Annotated in this window: 19 protein-coding genes; 5 read left to right on the forward strand and 14 right to left on the reverse strand. The window is 43.4% G+C overall.

Annotation, left to right across the window (positions count from 1 at the left end; genetic code table 11):
* Nucleotides 1-140 precede the first annotated feature (140 nt).
* The 4 genes from ytpR to NSS80_RS14565 are packed head-to-tail and all read right to left on the reverse strand — an operon-like array spanning nt 141 to nt 2,931.
* Entirely contained in the window at nt 141-746 is a 606-nt protein-coding gene (gene ytpR / locus NSS80_RS14550) for a YtpR family tRNA-binding protein (protein ID WP_024424858.1), read from the reverse strand.
* A 16-nt stretch (nt 747-762) separates the two neighbouring features.
* On the reverse strand, nt 763-1,575 hold the full coding sequence (locus tag NSS80_RS14555) for a DUF1444 domain-containing protein (RefSeq protein WP_025092290.1): 813 nt from the start codon (nt 1,573-1,575) through the stop codon (nt 763-765).
* Nucleotides 1,576-1,595: 20 nt separating this feature from the next.
* Complete coding sequence (locus tag NSS80_RS14560) at nt 1,596-1,916, reverse strand: thioredoxin family protein (protein ID WP_024424860.1); 321 nt, start codon at nt 1,914-1,916, stop codon at nt 1,596-1,598.
* Nucleotides 1,903-2,931, reverse strand: a complete 1,029-nt coding sequence (locus NSS80_RS14565) for a PTS sugar transporter subunit IIC (protein WP_024426181.1) — start codon at nt 2,929-2,931, stop codon at nt 1,903-1,905. Before NSS80_RS14565 ends, NSS80_RS14560 begins: the two co-directional genes overlap by 14 nt.
* Nucleotides 2,932-3,131: 200 nt before the next feature.
* On the opposite strand from NSS80_RS14565, the gene NSS80_RS14570 reads away from it, so the two are divergent.
* Nucleotides 3,132-3,578, forward strand: coding sequence for a YtoQ family protein (locus NSS80_RS14570; RefSeq protein ID WP_025092291.1), 447 nt, complete (start codon nt 3,132-3,134; stop codon nt 3,576-3,578).
* Nucleotides 3,579-3,624: 46 nt separating this feature from the next.
* Here NSS80_RS14570 and NSS80_RS14575 read toward each other — a convergent pair whose 3' ends face one another.
* Nucleotides 3,625-4,698 carry a M42 family metallopeptidase gene (locus tag NSS80_RS14575; protein ID WP_034279511.1) on the reverse strand — a complete coding sequence of 358 codons (1,074 nt, stop codon included), beginning with the start codon at nt 4,696-4,698 and terminating at the stop codon, nt 3,625-3,627.
* A 199-nt stretch (nt 4,699-4,897) separates the two neighbouring features.
* On the opposite strand from NSS80_RS14575, the gene NSS80_RS14580 reads away from it, so the two are divergent.
* Nucleotides 4,898-5,212, forward strand: coding sequence for a PepSY domain-containing protein (locus NSS80_RS14580; protein ID WP_003217759.1), 315 nt, complete (start codon nt 4,898-4,900; stop codon nt 5,210-5,212).
* 41 nt (nt 5,213-5,253) lie between these two features.
* Here the strand turns inward: NSS80_RS14580 and NSS80_RS14585 are convergent, their stop codons facing one another.
* The 3 genes from NSS80_RS14585 to trmB form a co-directional block, all read right to left on the reverse strand.
* Entirely contained in the window at nt 5,254-6,951 is a 1,698-nt protein-coding gene (locus tag NSS80_RS14585) for an NAD-dependent malic enzyme (RefSeq protein ID WP_034279508.1), read from the reverse strand.
* Nucleotides 6,952-7,025: 74 nt separating this feature from the next.
* On the reverse strand, nt 7,026-7,874 hold the full coding sequence (locus NSS80_RS14590; protein ID WP_034279506.1) for an MBL fold metallo-hydrolase: 849 nt from the start codon (nt 7,872-7,874) through the stop codon (nt 7,026-7,028).
* Between the two features lie 117 nt (nt 7,875-7,991).
* Nucleotides 7,992-8,633 (reverse strand): tRNA (guanosine(46)-N7)-methyltransferase TrmB, encoded by a 642-nt coding sequence (trmB, locus tag NSS80_RS14595; protein WP_024424866.1) that lies wholly within the window; start codon nt 8,631-8,633, stop codon nt 7,992-7,994.
* Between the two features lie 188 nt (nt 8,634-8,821).
* Here trmB and NSS80_RS14600 point away from each other — a divergent pair, with 188 nt between their 5' ends.
* Nucleotides 8,822-9,097 (forward strand): YtzH-like family protein, encoded by a 276-nt coding sequence (locus NSS80_RS14600; RefSeq protein WP_024424867.1) that lies wholly within the window; start codon nt 8,822-8,824, stop codon nt 9,095-9,097.
* On the opposite strand, the gene NSS80_RS14605 is transcribed toward NSS80_RS14600, so the two are convergent.
* The 4 genes from NSS80_RS14605 to thpR form a co-directional block, all read right to left on the reverse strand.
* Nucleotides 9,094-9,894 (reverse strand): phosphotransferase family protein, encoded by an 801-nt coding sequence (locus NSS80_RS14605; RefSeq protein ID WP_024424868.1) that lies wholly within the window; start codon nt 9,892-9,894, stop codon nt 9,094-9,096. The two genes, NSS80_RS14600 and NSS80_RS14605, sit on opposite strands and share 4 nt — an antisense overlap.
* Before the next feature lie 284 nt (nt 9,895-10,178).
* On the reverse strand, nt 10,179-11,108 hold the full coding sequence (locus tag NSS80_RS14610) for a YegS/Rv2252/BmrU family lipid kinase (RefSeq protein ID WP_034279500.1): 930 nt from the start codon (nt 11,106-11,108) through the stop codon (nt 10,179-10,181).
* Between the two features lie 48 nt (nt 11,109-11,156).
* Nucleotides 11,157-12,092 (reverse strand): hypothetical protein, encoded by a 936-nt coding sequence (locus NSS80_RS14615; protein ID WP_041114966.1) that lies wholly within the window; start codon nt 12,090-12,092, stop codon nt 11,157-11,159.
* A gap of 25 nt (nt 12,093-12,117) precedes the next feature.
* Entirely contained in the window at nt 12,118-12,669 is a 552-nt protein-coding gene (gene thpR, locus NSS80_RS14620; RefSeq protein ID WP_034279495.1) for an RNA 2',3'-cyclic phosphodiesterase, read from the reverse strand.
* A gap of 91 nt (nt 12,670-12,760) precedes the next feature.
* Here thpR and cysK point away from each other — a divergent pair, with 91 nt between their 5' ends.
* Entirely contained in the window at nt 12,761-13,693 is a 933-nt protein-coding gene (gene cysK / locus NSS80_RS14625; RefSeq protein ID WP_198527482.1) for a cysteine synthase A, read from the forward strand.
* 48 nt (nt 13,694-13,741) lie between these two features.
* Here the strand turns inward: cysK and NSS80_RS14630 are convergent, their stop codons facing one another.
* Both NSS80_RS14630 and pepV read right to left on the reverse strand, forming a co-directional pair.
* Complete coding sequence (locus NSS80_RS14630; protein ID WP_041114962.1) at nt 13,742-14,368, reverse strand: Type 1 glutamine amidotransferase-like domain-containing protein; 627 nt, start codon at nt 14,366-14,368, stop codon at nt 13,742-13,744.
* A gap of 28 nt (nt 14,369-14,396) precedes the next feature.
* Nucleotides 14,397-15,797 (reverse strand): dipeptidase PepV, encoded by a 1,401-nt coding sequence (gene pepV / locus NSS80_RS14635; protein ID WP_041114959.1) that lies wholly within the window; start codon nt 15,795-15,797, stop codon nt 14,397-14,399.
* A 94-nt stretch (nt 15,798-15,891) separates the two neighbouring features.
* Here pepV and NSS80_RS14640 point away from each other — a divergent pair, with 94 nt between their 5' ends.
* Nucleotides 15,892-17,190 (forward strand): NCS2 family permease, encoded by a 1,299-nt coding sequence (locus NSS80_RS14640; protein ID WP_041114957.1) that lies wholly within the window; start codon nt 15,892-15,894, stop codon nt 17,188-17,190.
* Nucleotides 17,191-17,239: the final 49 nt, after the last annotated feature.

The raw sequence follows: 17,239 nt of genomic DNA on the forward strand, positions 1-17,239 counted from the left end.
GCTTTTTCATGCAGAAAAGCGAGAAAAGTGCCGCTTTTTGCTGTTCATGCTGTCTGTAGATGAAAAAAAGTCACTAAGTACGTACTTAGTGACTTTTGGTATAACACATTCTTCGCTCCTATGTGCCCGTTTATGGGAGGTTACGCTTTAAAGGGTTCGCCAGCTTGATGGCTTCCATCTAAAACAAGAATCCCTTTTTCAGCAGGTGCGTCTGGAAGATCTAACTCTTTCGCTGAACAGATCATGCCGCTTGATGGAACGCCTCTAAGCTCAGCATCTTTGATGACCATACCGCTTGGCATCACTGCACCGACTTTCGCCACCACGACATATTGGCCTTGGTCAACGTTTGGTGCACCGCACACGATTTGTAAGGTTTCATCGCCCACATCAACTTGGCAAATGTTTAATTTATCTGCGTTCGGATGCTTTTCTTTTTCCTTCACATAGCCGACAACAAATTTTGGTGATAGATCCACAGTCAACGTTTCACTGACACCGTTGCGGTTTAAAATTTCATTGATATCTTGAACAATGGTTTCAGAAAGCGGGACAGATCCGTTTTCTTCAATTTTCATGTAAGTCGATGCATTGAAGATATTAAAGCCTGTTGTTTCTTTTGTTTCTTGATTGAAGATTCGTACTACATCTCCAAACGTTTCATGACCTACTTCTTCTCTCGTCACATCTTTCAATGAAATAAGGAGTGTGTCGCCTACACCTTCTGCATTATAAAAAACGTTCATTCTTCAAAATTCCCTTCTACTGCTGTTTTGGTCTGCTTTTTGCAAGTATAAAGATCGGTTCAAGCTTCCCCTCATCATATAAAAATGATAATGCGGTAATCGGAACCGTACCGCTGGCGAAGAAGCTCATCGACATCTGTCCTAAAATATCATAGCCTGAATCATTGCGAACATCAGCAATGATGAATACATCTTGATGGGGAACAGAAATCGCCATTTGTCCTTCTATTTTTTGCGCGTATTCTTGCAATAACGATTCATTTAAAAGTCTGCTGGCGTCATATCCGTCATTTGCACGGAAGAAATAAAACCGGTTGCCTGCCACTTCATCCATTTTCACTACAGTTTCTAGCGAACGGACGTTGAAGCTGGCGGTTTCTCTGATTCGCTCTTTTGTCCAGTTTTCCTTTTGAAGCATCTTTTCATCAATTAATCGGTAGGTGCTTCCAAGATCAAGTGCATAGTAGATTCTCGTTTCTGCTGTATGCTCATCAAACACGAGGGGAATTCCATCACTTGATGCCTCAGGAAAGGAAGTGGAACGAATGACTGGATAGATCTGCTTTTCTTTTCCTGAAATGTGCTGCGCTTCGCCTTTCATCGCACTCAGCGCTTCTTCCACATAATAAACGATCTCATCGATGGTTTCATCAGGCTTTACTTCCCACTTTGCAATAATTGGCGGGAGCTCTAGTGTGATGCCTTTGCCTGTTTGTTTATCTTCAATACGAAGCGTATCTTTTTCCCGGTCAAACTGGTGTGACCAGCTGTCGTTCGTCAGACGGCTTTTGAGTTCATTCGCAAGCTGTCTTGATGTCATTTTTGCCATCGTTTTAGACTCTCCTTTCGTTATTTAGAAAGAGAATCTGTTAAAAATGCTTCAATCTCTTCCTTTGTCTTACGATCTTTGCTGACAAAGCGGTTAATCTCTTGTCCGTTTTTAAAGACTAAAAAGCTTGGAATGCCGTAAATTTCCCACTCTGCACAAGTGTCAATGAACTTGTCTCTATCAACATAGAAGTACTCAAATTCTGGGTAGTTTGCTTCAAGCTCTGGCAAGAATGGCTCAATAAATGTGCAGTCCGGGCACCAGTCAGCTGAAAATAGCAATACCGTTAAGTCTTCTTGAATCACTTTTTGTAATTCTTCGTTTGATTCAATTTTTTTCATGTTTCATTCCTCCAGTTTGTATGGTTAAATCTCCGAATTGTATATAGCCTTTCTTTCTCATCCATTCTGATACTACCAAACTAATCACTGCCGGGCCAACGATATGCAAGAGAGCTATCGCCAAAAATACAGATGGATGAAACCCCATGACGGTCAGGGTCATGAGCTGTCCAACAAGGCCGCTCGTTCCCATTCCCGCTCCTGCCGCATTATTGACCATCCCAAAGCCAATAATACCAATTGGCGCGAGAATGAGACCAGCAATCGTCGGCGGAATCAGGATGAGGGGATTTTTCACAATGTTCGAAAGCTGCAATTTTGACGTTCCAATGCCGACAGCCGCAAGACCGCCAAAGCGATTTTCTCTAAAGCCTGCAGCAGCAAAGCCGACCATTTGAGCACAGCAGCCAATCGTTGCAGCACCAGCAGCTGTTCCGCTTAAGTCAAGCATAAGCGCAAGTGCAGCACTTGAGATCGGAGAACTGAGGGCAAGTCCAACAATGGTCGCTACCAGCATGCCCATGATCAGCGGGCTTTGGTCTGTCCCCCACATGATGAGCCTGCCGAGCCCTGTCATCATGGCTTCAATCCCAGGTCCGATGAAAGCAGCGGTGAAAAAGCCAGTGATAATGGTGACAAGCGGCGTTAAAATAATATCAATTCTTGTCTCACCACTGACTAGCTTGCCGAGTTCCACACCAATTAATGCTGCGGCAAAGCTTCCAGCAGGCCCCCCAAGCTCTGCTCCAGCGGCACCTGAGACAACACTTGCAAAAATGATTAATGGAGAAGCATTTAAGCGATAAGCAACTGCTACGCCAATTGCCGGTCCCATCAGACCCATAGCAAGCGTACCCATTTTCACAATGAGAGAAAGTGATAACAGACCGCCTGCTGTTTTTAAAATCAGACCTACCACTAATGTAGCAAATAGACCTAAAGCCATATAAGAAAGTGCATCAATGAAATACACCTTTGGCGAAAGGGAGATCCCCTTTCTTTTCAAATAAGTCATCAACGTCGTCTTCCTGCTTTCTCATAGGAAAGACGAAGAGGCCTGTCCTTCCCATTATATGTAGTATTCTTACGATGAAAAATAGTCTCTACCATGAATATCATAATCATATTTTTTTTGCTTTATCAAGCACTTCTTGTGTAACATGAAAAGAAACAGGACAAACCTTTACTAAGTTTGTACAAAAGGAGGAGATCGTTATGCAATTAACTGTCTATTTAGCTGGAGAAATTCATAGCCAATGGCGTGATGAAATCAAGGAGAAAAGCCAATCTTTGAAGCTGCCAGTGACATTTGTCGGTCCAATGGAGAATCATGACCGCTCAGATAATATCGGTGAGGATATTTTAGGTGAGCAGCCGAATGCCATTTTCAAAGATGATGCAGCTTCTGATTTGAACAATTTTCGTACTGAAATTTTATTAAACAAAGCAGATGTCGTCATTGCACGCTTTGGTGAGAAATATAAACAGTGGAACACAGCCATGGATGCATCTGCTGCGATTGCAAAAGGGAAACCTCTTATTTTAATTCGTCCAAAAGATCTGCACCATCCGTTAAAAGAACTCTCAAACAAAGCAAATATCACTGTGGAAACCGTAAACCAAGCGATCAAGGCGTTATCTTATGTGTTTGAACAGCAATAAGAAAAAAGGCTGCTCTCATTGAAGAAGCAGCCTTTTTCTATTCTATTTATACTTGTTGGTAAATAGAATCCACTGTACTTTGATCACAATTTTTGACAAGGCGGACAATTAACTCTTTTGCCGCTGCGTAATCGTCCACATGCAAAACAGAATGACTTGTATGAATGTAGCGTGCACAAACTCCAATCACAGCAGAAGGCACACCTTGGTTTGAAATATGAACACGTCCGGCGTCCGTACCACCCGGTGATACGAAATATTGATATGGAATGTTGTTTGTCTCAGCAGTATCAAGCACAAAGTCTCTCATTCCGCGGTGCGTAATCATTGTCCGATCAAAAATACGCAGAAGTGCACCTTTTCCAAGCTGGCCGAACTGTGTTTTGTCACCTGTCACATCGTTTGCAGGACTCGCATCTAAAGCGAAGAAAAGATCTGGCTGAATCATATTCGCAGCTACCTCAGCTCCTCTAAGTCCAACTTCCTCTTGAACAGTTGCTCCTGAGTACAGCTGACATGAAAGTGATTCGTCTTTTAATTCTTTTAATAATTCAATTGCAAGGCCGCAGCCATAGCGGTTATCCCAAGCCTTCGCTAAAATCTTTTTTGGATTCGCCATTGGGGTAAAAACCGTTGCAGGAACGATTTGCTGTCCTGGACGAACGCCAAGCTCTTTTGCCTCTTCTTCACTGTCTGCACCAATATCAATAAGCATATCTGACGGCTTCACAGGTTTGCTTTTTTGTTCTGGCGTGAGAAGGTGAGGAGGAGTACTAGAGACGACACCAGGAATTGGCCCGTGATCGGTATGGACGTCCACACGCTGCGCCAGCATGACTTGACTCCACCAGCCGCCAAGTGTTTGAAAACGAATCATCCCGTTTTTCGTAATCGATGAGACCATGAATCCGACTTCATCCATATGACCCGCTACCATAATTTTCGGTGCGTTTTCCGGTCCCTTGCGTACGCCAAACACTCCGCCAAGACGGTCTTGAATGAGTTCATCAGAATATTTCTCAAGTTCCTTTTTCATAAAAGCACGCACATGGTGCTCATTTCCTGGAGTTCCCTGTAATTCTGTTAAATTTCGGAAAAGCGACAATGTTTCTTCGTTCATTCTACAGTTTACCTCGTTTCTATGTAATGACCATATATATTCCTATAAAAATAACACTCACTTTATACTATAAGAATTCTTTCGGTTTTCCAAGTATCTCTCCAGAAATTTTGAATATGCTTTCAAGTATTCGGATTCCTTAACATCGTTGGACAAGTTTTGTATAATGGAAAAAACAGCAATACGGAGGTGCAGCACGTTGAAGTTAAAACATGTTCTGATTGGTGCGAGTATTGGCGTAGCCGCTGCAATTGTTGCAAAGAAAGTATTTTTCCCTACGTATATCTCATCTGAAAAAGCATTAAAAATTGTGAAATCTGCTTTTAAACAGCGCGGCCCGATTGATGGCTCTTGGATTTATACTGTACCAGAGCCGTATACCGTAAATGGCGAAACGATTGATGTATACAAATCTGGCATTACCCGCTCTGCATTTGGTGAGCTTGAACAGTATGAAGTGATGATTGATGCCAAAACTGGCATGATCGTGGATGTCATTGATTCTGTTGCTTGATCAAGAAAGCTTCGCAAAGACATGTCCTTGCGAAGCTTTTTTTATATGGCTTTGATTTTTTTGTAAACAGGATGCCACATAGCGTCCTGCACAGCCTGAATGAGATCATCAGGCGTTTCTTCTGCAATTCCTTCATCAATTGCTGCCTGCGCCACACGGACGGCTACTGTCGCTGAAACGGTTCGAAGCTGATCGACACTTGGCAGCATCGCTGCACCCGGCTTCCCAACATTGACCATGCTTGCAATGGCTTCAGCACTCGCAACAAACATACTGTCTGTCATGAGGCGTGCTTTTGACACAATTGTGCCTAGACCAAGGCCTGGGAAGACAAGGGCATTATTCGCTTGTCCAATTTCATATGTGACACCGCCATATTCGACAGGATCAAATGGACTTCCCGTTGTCACAAGGGCACGTCCTTCAGTCCACTCGATCAGATCTTGCGGCTTTGCTTCTGAAAGAGGTGTCGGATTCGACATCGGTAAAATCGCAGGACGCTCCACGTGTGACGCCATTTCTTTTACAATTTCCTCTGTAAATGCTCCTCCGACCGTCGAAGTGCCAATTAAGATTGTTGGTTTCGCCTGCTTGACGACCTCTAATAGATCAATCGAATGCTTTGGACCATTACGGGCATAATTCTTTACTTCGTCAGAGCGCCTTGCATACGGCTTTTGAAATGGCTGAATGTCAGGTGAATCATCTGTGAGCAGCCCCGTTTTATCAATACACCAGAAATGATCATAGGACTCCTCTTCTTTGACTCCATCTCTGACAATGGCATCACGGATTTGCTCGGCTATGCCAATACCTGCCGTACCCGCTCCAAAAATGACAATACGGTGATCTTTCAGCGGAACCTTCGAAGCTTTTGCACATGCCAGAACTGCAGCAAGTGAAACGGCGCCAGTCCCTTGAATGTCATCGTTAAATGTACAAATACGGTCCTTATATTTTTCCAATATCGCACGGGCATTCTTTGTCCCAAAGTCTTCCCAGTGAAGGAGTGCATTTGGGAAAGTAGCGCGGGCAAGCTCGACATATTGATCAATGAACTGATCATAGCGCTCTCCTCGAACGCGGGAGTGCTGGTTTCCAACATAAAGCGGATCATTCAAGAGACTTTCCTGGTTCGTTCCGGCATCAAGCACTACTGCCAGCACGCGGCTGGGATCAATGCCTGCTGCAGCTGTATAAACAGCAAGTTTTCCAACTGAAATGGCAATCCCGCCTACACCCCAGTCTCCAATACCTAAAATGCCTTCTGCATCCGTTGCAACGATTAAGTCGATTGATTCATCGACACCATAAGAGGCAAAAATCTCTTCCATGCCTTCCAGATCATCAATCGATAAATACAGCCCTCTCGGCTTCCGATACTCATGGCTATAACGCTGAATAGCCGTTCCTACAGTCGGCGTGTAGACAATCGGAAGCATTTCCGCCAAGTGCTCATTTAGCAGTTTGTAAAAAAGCACTTCATTTCTGTCATGAAGCGCTGTTAAATACACATTTTTCCCCAGTTCATCAGGCTGTGCCTTGAACTGTTCATATGCACGCTTTGCCTGATCCTCTAAGGTTAAGACCTTAGGCGGAAGAAATCCCTTTAACCCGAGCTCCTCCCGCTCTTCCTTTGTAAATGCAACCCCTTTGTTTAAATAAGGGACTGACATGACTTCCATCCCTCTTAATGGTGTTTCGATCACATCACCATGTACACGATAAAATTGGTTCACCTGCACTCTTCCTTTCACAAGTTCATTTTGTCGTTATTTTGTGTGAAAGGCGAATAAAACATACAGATGATCTTTTATCTTCCTGTTTCTCTTTTGATGTCGTGTGTGATCTGCCCATCTTCGTCCCATTTTACAGCACGATAAATGGCATCATGATAAAACAAGTACCAAGCATTTTTTTCTTCAGCATATGCCTGCCACTTTTGCTTGGCTGGAATCGAAGTCATTGGGTAATCATCATATGCCAGAACCCAGAGTGGATTTTTATGAGCGTGTGTTGGCATGATATCAGCTAAATGAATCGCTGTTTCGCCCTCACTTGTGAGCGTTAAAATACTATGACCATTGCTATGGCCGCCTGTATGATGCAGCTCGATTCCTTCTGTCACTTCGATGCTTTCTTCAAATGTGACGACTTGATCTGCCACAGGCTCCCAGTTTTCTTTCCAATATGTATTTCTTGAGCGAATGTTTGGCGCTCTCATTTCATCCCATTCGATTTTCGATGTGATGATTTTTGCCTGCTGAAAAACAGACACAAGCTTATCGCCTTCACGTTTTGTTAATCCGCTGGCATGATCAAAGTGCAGATGTGTCATCAATACGTAATCAATATCTGATGGGCGCAGGCCAAGCGCCGCTAGAGATTCTTCCAATTTGGTTTCCTCTGTCACGCCGTAATTGCGTTTTTGTTTATCCGTCAGCTTCCCTGATCCGATGCCGGAATCCACTAACAGATGAAGACCCTTCCACCGAATGAGAATTGGATCACATCGTAATTCAATTTGATTGCGGTCATTTACCGGGTATTTTTTTGACCATAATGGCTTTGGCACGACACCAAACATCGCTCCGCCGTCCATGTGCGTATCTCCCCCGTTTAACCAAAACAGTTCCATTTCACCTATTTTCATTGTCTCCATTGCTGTCATCCCTCCTTTTTCTATCGTAGCAAATACAGCCAAAAATCGCATGCACCAATCTTTTCATAAAAAAAGCTGACTGCCATTTTTCTATTGCAGCCAGCTTGATATCACTTGTTATTCTGGGAATTTGACTTCTGATCGATAGATCGGTTGTCCCATAGATGAGAATTTCTCTTCATATTCAGTCATCACGTTTCCTTCTAAGCCGTCCTCATGTAAATCTAGGCTGACATACGTTAAAAGAAGACCATATGCAGAAAAACTTTTTAAGGAATATTCAAATAACCCGCGGTTATCTGTTTTGAAATGTAACTCACCGCCTGGACGGAGTATATGTTCATATCGCTCTAAAAAGGTTTTAAACGTCAATCTGCGCTTTTCGTGTCTTGCTTTTGGCCACGGATCAGAGAAATTCAAATACACCCGGTCAATCTCATTTTCCGCAAACACATCTGTCAGCGTCTCAGCATTGATGTTCAAAAGCTTTACATTTTCAACATCTGTCTCTTTGATTTTATCTACTGCCGTCACAATAACACTTTTAAATAATTCAATGCCAATATAGTTGATATCAGGATGAAGCTTGCCCATTCCAGCAATAAAGCTCCCTTTTCCTGTCCCAACTTCGATATGGATTGGATGATCATTTCCAAACAGCTCATGCCATTTCCCTTTATATTGCTCGGGACTTGCTAAAGCAATATGAGCATTCTCAGCTAAGTAATCATCCGCCCATGGTTTATGTCGCATTCTCAATTTGATACACCTCTATTTTCTTTACATTTTATCAAGATACCATGAAACATAAAGACCCGCAAGACAGCATCTTCTATGTCCATATAAAAAGACCAGCCCTTCGCTTGAGCTGGTCTGCCGCATGTATAAATTGGGCGCTGAATGCACAGTTTAACCTCATAAATGACACGCAGGAAAGGAGCATTTGTATGGGTTTAAACCGTCAACATCAGCTTCAATTAATCAAAGATATTTTAACCGATCACCAGCTAGATTGCTGCGGGACTGTTGCAGAATATGAACAGGTGGGACGCGTGATTCAATTAATGCTGGCAAAAGAAGATCTGGATGCCGACATTCGTCAGCTGTTAACAGATATTTATGATTACAGCCAAAAGGGCACCTCTGTCAGTTCAATTGATGCACATATTGAGGAGCATCAATCACATCTGTCTGAGTGGGTCGAGAACATTCCACTGTCTTAATGGATGTTTAACCGTTTTAAGAGTGCATTTAGCTCCGCTTGCACTTCTTTTTGCGCCTTTTCATTCCCTTTTCGTTTATGCCAAACGACAAACGATACGGTTTCAGCGAGCACGTACCACGCCATGCGCTTTCGCAAATTGTCCGTCAGCGGGGCGCCGTACATAGAGAGCCAGCTTTCCCAGTTCTCTTCCTCAACATAATGGTATAAAAGCGGTCCAAGATCAATCGCTGGGTCTGCAATCATCGCCCCATCCCAATCGATCAAATAGAGCTGGTTTTCATCTGTCAGCAGCCAATTATTATGATTGAGATCGCAATGACAGACGACCTTGTCCTCAAAATGGACAGCCTCCACATGCTTCTCTAAATACTGGATGGCACGCGAAATGTCTTGTGAATCAATTTGCTCGTTTAATATGGACTGTTTCAGATGCATCAGAATGGATTCTGGGTCTAGAGAGTGCTTCTCTAATCGTTTCAGCATATCGAGCAATTCTTTTGATGTATGAATTTTTCTTAGCTGCTCTGCTACAGGACGATCATTCATGTCCTTTGGCTTCAGCTCTCTGCCGCTCAGCCAGTGCTGTGCAGTAATCACATCTCCATTTTCCATCCGTTTTGTCCAGACAAGCTTCGGCACAATGCCTTCAGCTGACAAAACCGCAAGAAACGGTGACGTATTGCGTTTTAAAAATAGCTTTTGGTCATTGTGTGTTGCGAAGTACGCATCTCCCGTAGCGCCTCCAGCCGGAGAGATGTGCCATTCGCTACCTAATATTTGTCCCAACCAGTTCATATCAATTTTCAACCCATCATTTCTTAAAATATTTTAAATCTTGCTTTTTTAGTCGACAAAATTCAGCCGATTGAGGATCAATTGGCTGTTTCTTTTTTTATTTATATGATCATAAAAACAAAAAGGACAGCTATTGAGAATGAGATGCTAAACAATAGCCGTCCTATAGATTTTATCGTTACCTTCTTATACTCGTCAAGCAAAACTAAAAAATCAGGACAAGAACCTTACGAAAAAGAAGGCTTTTTTCATGGTTCTTTGACTAAGGATATACCGCAAGTTATTTAAGCACGTAATTTTAAGGATCGTTCACTTGCCTTTACAAAGACAGGCGTTGCGCCGATCACTTCTCCATCTGCGTGAAATAAGATTTTTTCATCTGCTTCTAAAAACGCTTCCTCATGCTGAAACAGGGTAACCCCCTTCATCCCAAGATGCTTTCGGAACACCATCGCGCTTAGAAACAAAAGGACTTTGAATGGATTCAAATCTGTGACAACCAACGTTTGAAAACCTGGCTGCCTCGCACTCACTTCCGGTGCCGCTTCCAGCCCTCCCCCGTAATACGGGTGATTGCAGACGATCACAAACCACACTTGGCGAAAGACTTTCTTCTCATTTTCAATAAATAACGCAAGATCAAACGGCTTAAACGACCATAAAGAATGGAGAAATGACAGAGGGTAGATGATAAAGCCAAGCCCCAGCCGTTTCAGCCACTTTTTCCCTCTAAAATGCACCGTTTTCCTCAGTACATGTGCGTCAAACCCCGCACCGATATGATTGAGAAAGAGAACAGATTGCGGACTTTCGGCATGATCTTGAAAGGAGCCGAGAGAAAATGTTTTGGTGAGCATTCTCTTTTGCTTTCTCACTTCTTTTAGGACATCATGACGATGGATACCGAGACCCTTCGCAGCATCATTCCAATGACCAGCAGGGACAAAACTAAGCTGCACATGATCGATTTCCTTTAAGCCATTCAGTACTTCATGAATGGTGCCGTCACCGCCAATAACAATCAAGCGCTTCAGCCTGTCATCCTGCATGGCACTGATTTGTCTTGCCAAAACTTCTGCATGGCCTTCATGCTGGGTGAGAAATGATCGATAAGAGACCTCCACCTTTTGTAATTCTTTCTCTATGCTCCTCCATGTGCGGAGTCCTTTTCCATGTCCTGCTTCTGGATTAACGATAAAGTACCATTCATTCATATATTAGCTCCACTCAGGTCTCATTTTTCGTGACCTTCCATCATGCCTTTAATCGAGCCATTCCTGTCTTCTTTTGCTGTCTGATTCACCATAAGCAAGCAATGCCTTTGTCGCCTTAAATTGCTGATGCTTTGTCGGCGCCGTATTTTTCCGCTGCTTTTCAAACCACTCTTCTGCCTTCTTCTTATCGATAACCTCCATCCCATATGGAACTTCAGGTAAATCAATATAAGAGGTTCGGCTGATAAGGATTTTTTTCACAGGAAGGTCTACACCACTTTGCTGTAAGATCTTTGACACGACGGTGCCAGAGCGCAAAAGGCTTGCACAAGGATTCAAGACGGACTGAACAGCTTTCCCAGTCGCCCGTTTTTCCCAAAAACGTTCCTTCGTTCCGATATAGACGCTGTCTGGCTCGGCCTCTAAGAAAGATAAACAGATCACTTCGATCGGCGTGATGAGTATCGGACATAATTCCATCTCAGCTTTTTGAATGAGCAGCACCGGCTTGTACATCACAAAATAAGAATCCGGAAGCTGCCTTGCAAGCATCCGCAGCTTTTCATCATACCGAATATGATGGGAAACGGTTGAAATATGTGAAATCGTCGAACTCGCCCATTTTAATTGCACTTCAAAGAGATGGTCCTTAAAAAAGTGAATCAGCTTCGTTTCATCGGTAGGAACGTTTCTGAAAACCCCTTGCTCTATATCTGTCGGCTCGTTAAAAAGACTCAGGTCCCGTTCCTTTTTCATATCGGCTTCTTTTTGCTTTCTCTTTAAGGAGAATTTCTTTCTCTTTTCTTCCTCTTGTTCTGGAGCTTGTTGAGGAATTTGATCAAACGGTTGCTGCGCCTCCTCTTTTGAAGCCTTTTTTAACTCGTCCCATCTTTGTTTTTTCAACCGATTGAATTGATTGATATAGTGATGCGGGTCTTGTTCATATCGTGATATATAATCTTGAATTTTGATAATTTGCGCCATCTGCTGCTCACTCCAACTTCTAGAATCATTTATGTAGTGTAAATTGTTTGATTGCGTGATAACGAGGGGTTTCCTTCGGACGTATTTCAAATAAAGTGATACGAGAAACCTCCATCACATATGGCTCTTTGCGTAAAGGAGCTTGCTTTTCATAAGGGTCATCCGCATTCCATTTGCGCGCAATCGTCATATGCGGATGAAACGGTCTCTTTTCAACAGGGTGTCCTGCTGACAAAACGGCTTCCTTTACCTTTTCTCTTAAATGCATGAGCGGCTCACTTTCATGAGGCTTTGCAAAAAAGACTCTTGGGCGTTCTTTCGCACCAAACTGCCCTACCTCATTCAGCTCTAGTGGAAATGCAGACGCTTCATTTGAAAGGATGTCAAGCAGCTGGATGATCTTTTTTAAACGCTCTTCTGGAATGGCTCCTAAAAAGATAAGGGTCACATGATAATCATGTGGTGCTGTCCATTTTTGAAAGAACAGTCCGCTCCTTTGATCAATGTCTTGTTTGATTTGATGCGCAAGTTGTTCAGGGATGTGAATCCCTATAAAATAATGACGGCTTTCTGACACAATATCACCTGTCCTTTTTTAACAAACTTTACGAATCCCCATTGATGATAGTATAACTAAAGAAATGCGTAATGAGAAGAAAGGGTGTCATCTGATGAAAGTAGCACAAAATATAGCTGAGCTGATTGGCGATACACCGCTTGTCAAATTACAGCGGCTCCAGCCAGAAAATGCGGCGGCTGTTTACTTAAAGCTGGAATCATTTAATCCGAGCGGAAGTGTAAAAGACCGCGCGGCTTACAATATGATCGTCGAGGCAGAAAAACAAGGGAAACTCACAAAAGGAGCAACCATTATTGAGCCTACGAGCGGGAATACAGGGATTGGTTTAGCCATGAATGCCGCCGCAAGAGGCTACAAAGCCATTCTTGTCATGCCTGATACGATGACAAAGGAAAGAATCAATATTCTGAAGGCATACGGGGCGCAGGTCGTCTTAACCCCAGGAGAAGAAAAAATGCCAGGCTGCATCCGAAAAGCTGAGGAACTGGCTGCTCAAATTCCTCACAGCTTTATTCCCATGCAGTTTGACAATAGAGCGAACCCAGATGCACATAGAGGCACAACAGCAGTCGAAATTATGGAAGCTGTGAAACAACTTGGACAGCCTCTTGGAGCCTTTGTCGCAACAGCTGGAACTGGCGGTACTATTACAGGAACTGGAGAGGAATTAAAAAAGGCATTCCCTCATTTAACCATCCGTGTGGCAGAGCCGAAGGAATCTCCTGTCTTATCTGGCGGGAAACCTGGGAAGCATAAACTCGTTGGCACAAGCCCAGGATTTATCCCCCATATTTTAAACGAGCACGTCTATGATGACATCGTTCAGGTAAGTGACGAAGATGCGTACCACATCACACGGCAGCTCGCTCAGCTTGAAGGAATTTTAGTAGGCCCATCCTCTGGGGCGGCTTGCTATGCAGCGATTGAAACAGCCAAGCAATTGCCGGCAGATCAAATTGTGATCTGTATGACAGCAGATACGGGCGAACGATACTTATCCAGTGATGTTTTTCAAAATTAAAAAAGGAACAGGGCGATGAATCCCTGTTCCTTTTTCTTCATTTCACGGTTAAGATGCTTTGACAGATTTCACTTCAGCCTGTTCCCCTCTGATAAGTAAAGCCTGTTCATCAGTAAGCGGACATAAATCAAGCGTCTGCTGATGCTTCTCTGTGATTTGCTGCGCAGCCTCGCCTAAATAGGTATTGTGCATATGCGGTACTGGATAGCGGCTTATTTCATTGAAAGCTTGATATGATGAAAGCTCCGGTGCCTTCTTTTGATCATCCATCAGAGAGATATATTCAATGCTTGGCGCCATGAGAATACTCCCAGCAGACTCTCCGATGTACAGCTTGCCGTTGTTGATTTCTTCTTTCAACACGTCATCGAGACGATGCTTTCTTAATTCCTGCAATAAATAAAACGTGTTGCCTCCTGACACGTAGATCACATCATTTTGTTTGATCATCTGCGAGATCTCTTCAGCGGACTGTTCATCTATCTGCACAGTCTCAAGCTGCATCCCTAATTGCTGAAAGGCTTCCTTCGCTGCCTCTACATAGTGCGTGACTTCTTCTACAGCACTTGCCGTTGGAAAGAAAGTCACGTGCTTTCCTTTTAATGATTCCCCCGCAAAGTCAGATAAGAGAGAATAGCTGTCTTTGAATGAAGAGCATAAGAACATTTTTTTCACTATGAATCCCCTCTTCTCTTTTCCATTTCTATTTTGCTAATTCATACATAGCTTGTGCGTAAAGAGCAGCTGCTCTCAGTAAGTCATCAATTTCAATATATTCATCCTTTTGATGGGCGCAGTCTGGCCTGCCAGGAAATAAAGGTCCAAAGGCAACGCCTGCTTCTAAAGATCTTGCATACGTTCCTCCCCCAATGGCAATAAGGGTTGCAGGATCTCCCATTTGTTCCTCATATACCCGCTGCAAGGTTTTCACAAGCGGATGATCTTTTGAGACGTGATGCGGAGGGCTGTCTTCGAATTTTAGCAGGGCTGCCCCTTTGATGCTTTCAATTCCTTTTTTGACGTCCTTGCCGTCTGCTGTTACTGGATAGCGGACATTTAACCCTAGCTTTGCTTCCTCATTCTGTTTAAAGCGGATTGTCCCAACATTCAACGTCAAATCTCCACTAATCTCATCTTTGCAAGCAATTCCCAGCTTTTGTCCTCTAGTATCTTGATCAAATAAAGCGTTGATTTGGGAAGTAAAGGCAAGTCCCTGCTCATCTAATTCGTGTCCGCATAAGAAATTCGCCATATGAATGCCCGCATTTGTCCCATGCGCCGGCTCCATGGCATGAACGGATACCCCTTTTAATGTAAAATGCAGTCCATCCGCCGTGTTCTTTACCTCACCAGATAATTGGTGATCAGCAAGATAGGCTTCGAAGGCTGTTTTTAATGATTCAGCATCGTGTTCCTGTGCAGCAGTCACAGTAGCAGCTGCCTCATCTGGTACCATATTGAGCCTCATACCCGATGTAAATTGCTTCAGCGTATAGCGCGGATGATTCGCTGTTTGTTGATATGTAAATGACACAACCGCATCAATGATCCCTTTTTCCGCATGAATAATCGGAAAATCGGCATCTGGTGCAAATCCAATTTGCGGCATTGGCTCATGCTTGAAATAATGATCCACACAGCGCCAATCACTTTCTTCATCTGTTCCAATGATCATGCGGATTTTTTTCGACAGCTGCAGACCAGAATCTTTTAAGATCTTCAGCGCATAAAATGCCGCCATGGTTGGGCCTTTGTCATCAATAGCCCCGCGTGCAAAGATTTTATTTTCTCTGATGTCAGCTGAAAATGGCGGGGTTGTCCAGCCGTCACCAGCAGGCACCACGTCCACATGGCAAAGCACACCTACAATGTCATCGCCTTCCCCATATTCAATATGACCCGCATAGCCGTCGACATTCTTGACTGTGAAGCCTTCATCTTCCCCTTTTTTCAGCATATACTGCAGGGCATCATCGACTTTTTCACCAAATGGCTTTCCTTCTTTGCCGCCTTCTTCATCAAGGACACTTTCAATTTGTAAAAAAGATTGTGTGTCCTTGATCAAATCGTCTTTTTTTCGTATTACTTCAGCTTCCCAATTCATTTTTCCATTCCTCCTTGAAAAAAGGTTGCAATCCACCCTTAAAACGAATATTATATTAATTGTTTTGTAATAATGTTCGTAAATGGAGGATTTTATGTTTCAGTTAAAAGAAAATCAAACCAACATAAAGAAAGAAATAATCGCTGGTATGACGACATTCTTTACTATGGTCTATATTGTTGCCGTCAACCCGGGAATTCTTTCAAAAGCAGGTATTCCTTTTGACCAAGTCTTTACTGCAACAATCATCGCTGCTGTTGTCGGTACGCTCTGGATGGCACTATTTGCAAACTATCCGATTGCCATTGCACCAGGCATGGGGCTGAATGTCTATTTCACCTTTACCGTTGTCGGCGGTGGCGGCATCAGCTATCAAACAGCGTTTAGTGCGGTATTTGTTGCTGGTATACTCTTTATTATTTTATCGTTAACATCCCTTAGAAAACAACTGATTCAAGCCATTCCAGATAATTTAAAGTACGGCATTACAGCAGGAATTGGGCTTTTTATTGCATTCATCGGCCTCCGTCAGTCTGGGATCATCGCTGCTGATCCAGAAAACCTTGTGAAGCTTGGCAATTTAAGCTCGCCTGTTGTCATTTTAACGCTTGTCGGCTTAATGATTTCGGTTATTTTAATGGTTCTGCAAATAAATGGTGCACTGTTTATCGGTATGTTAGCGACCACATTGATTGCGCTCGCAACAGGCCAGCTTCATTTCCCTAAAATGCTGATGGACATTCCTGCACTGCCTGAAGGCATGCTGATTACAAATCCAATCTCTGCCTTTGGTGACGTGTTCTCTCATCATTTGTATGCTGTCGTCTTCTCCTTCTTACTGGTGACGATTTTTGATACAACAGGCACGATGATCGGCGTTGCAGAACAAGCCGGATTAATGAAAAATGGCCAGCTGCCAAAAGTGCGCAGAGCCCTGCTCGCTGACTCGGCTGCAACGACGGTTGGTTCTATGTTTGGTACAAGCCCAACCACTGCTTATATTGAATCATCATCAGGAGTTGCTGCTGGCGGAAGAACTGGGCTGACGTCTCTAACGGTCGCTGCATTGTTTATTGTGGCATTATTTTTTGGCCCGCTCGTTCAAGCGATTTCTTCTTTACCATCCATCACATCACCTGTTTTAATCATTGTTGGCTGTTTGATGATGAACTCAGTGTCACGCATTCGCTGGAACGAACTAGACGAAGCATTCCCTGCTTTTCTTGTCATTCTTTCGATGCCGCTGACTTCTAGTATCTCTACCGGGATTTCACTTGGATTTATTTCATATCCGCTTGTGAAATTGGCGAAAGGGAAATGGAGAGAAGTACATGTGCTTGTTCTCATCTTTGCGGTCTTATTTTTCATTCAGCTCTTTTTCTTAGAAGGATAACAGAAACAAAAAAGGCACATCCTCACATGGAATGTGTCTTTTTGCTTTT

This window comes from Bacillus sp. FSL M8-0350, assembly GCF_038593345.1.
GTDB lineage: Bacteria > Bacillota > Bacilli > Bacillales > Bacillaceae > Bacillus > Bacillus safensis.

Excerpts from the sequence above, each read along its gene's own strand:
- ytpR (WP_024424858.1), bottom strand. The coding sequence starts at position 746 with ATGAACGTTTTTTATAATGCAGAAGGTGTAGGCGACACACTCCTTATT.
- NSS80_RS14555 (WP_025092290.1), bottom strand. The coding sequence starts at position 1,575 with ATGGCAAAAATGACATCAAGACAGCTTGCGAATGAACTCAAAAGCCGT.
- NSS80_RS14560 (WP_024424860.1), bottom strand. The coding sequence starts at position 1,916 with ATGAAAAAAATTGAATCAAACGAAGAATTACAAAAAGTGATTCAAGAA.
- NSS80_RS14565 (WP_024426181.1), bottom strand. The coding sequence starts at position 2,931 with ATGACTTATTTGAAAAGAAAGGGGATCTCCCTTTCGCCAAAGGTGTAT.
- NSS80_RS14570 (WP_025092291.1), top strand. The coding sequence starts at position 3,132 with ATGCAATTAACTGTCTATTTAGCTGGAGAAATTCATAGCCAATGGCGT.
- NSS80_RS14575 (WP_034279511.1), bottom strand. The coding sequence starts at position 4,698 with ATGAACGAAGAAACATTGTCGCTTTTCCGAAATTTAACAGAATTACAG.
- NSS80_RS14590 (WP_034279506.1), bottom strand. The coding sequence starts at position 7,874 with ATGGAGACAATGAAAATAGGTGAAATGGAACTGTTTTGGTTAAACGGG.
- NSS80_RS14600 (WP_024424867.1), top strand. The coding sequence starts at position 8,822 with ATGGGTTTAAACCGTCAACATCAGCTTCAATTAATCAAAGATATTTTA.
- NSS80_RS14605 (WP_024424868.1), bottom strand. The coding sequence starts at position 9,894 with ATGAACTGGTTGGGACAAATATTAGGTAGCGAATGGCACATCTCTCCG.
- NSS80_RS14610 (WP_034279500.1), bottom strand. The coding sequence starts at position 11,108 with ATGAATGAATGGTACTTTATCGTTAATCCAGAAGCAGGACATGGAAAA.
- NSS80_RS14615 (WP_041114966.1), bottom strand. The coding sequence starts at position 12,092 with ATGGCGCAAATTATCAAAATTCAAGATTATATATCACGATATGAACAA.
- pepV (WP_041114959.1), bottom strand. The coding sequence starts at position 15,797 with ATGAATTGGGAAGCTGAAGTAATACGAAAAAAAGACGATTTGATCAAG.
- NSS80_RS14640 (WP_041114957.1), top strand. The coding sequence starts at position 15,892 with ATGTTTCAGTTAAAAGAAAATCAAACCAACATAAAGAAAGAAATAATC.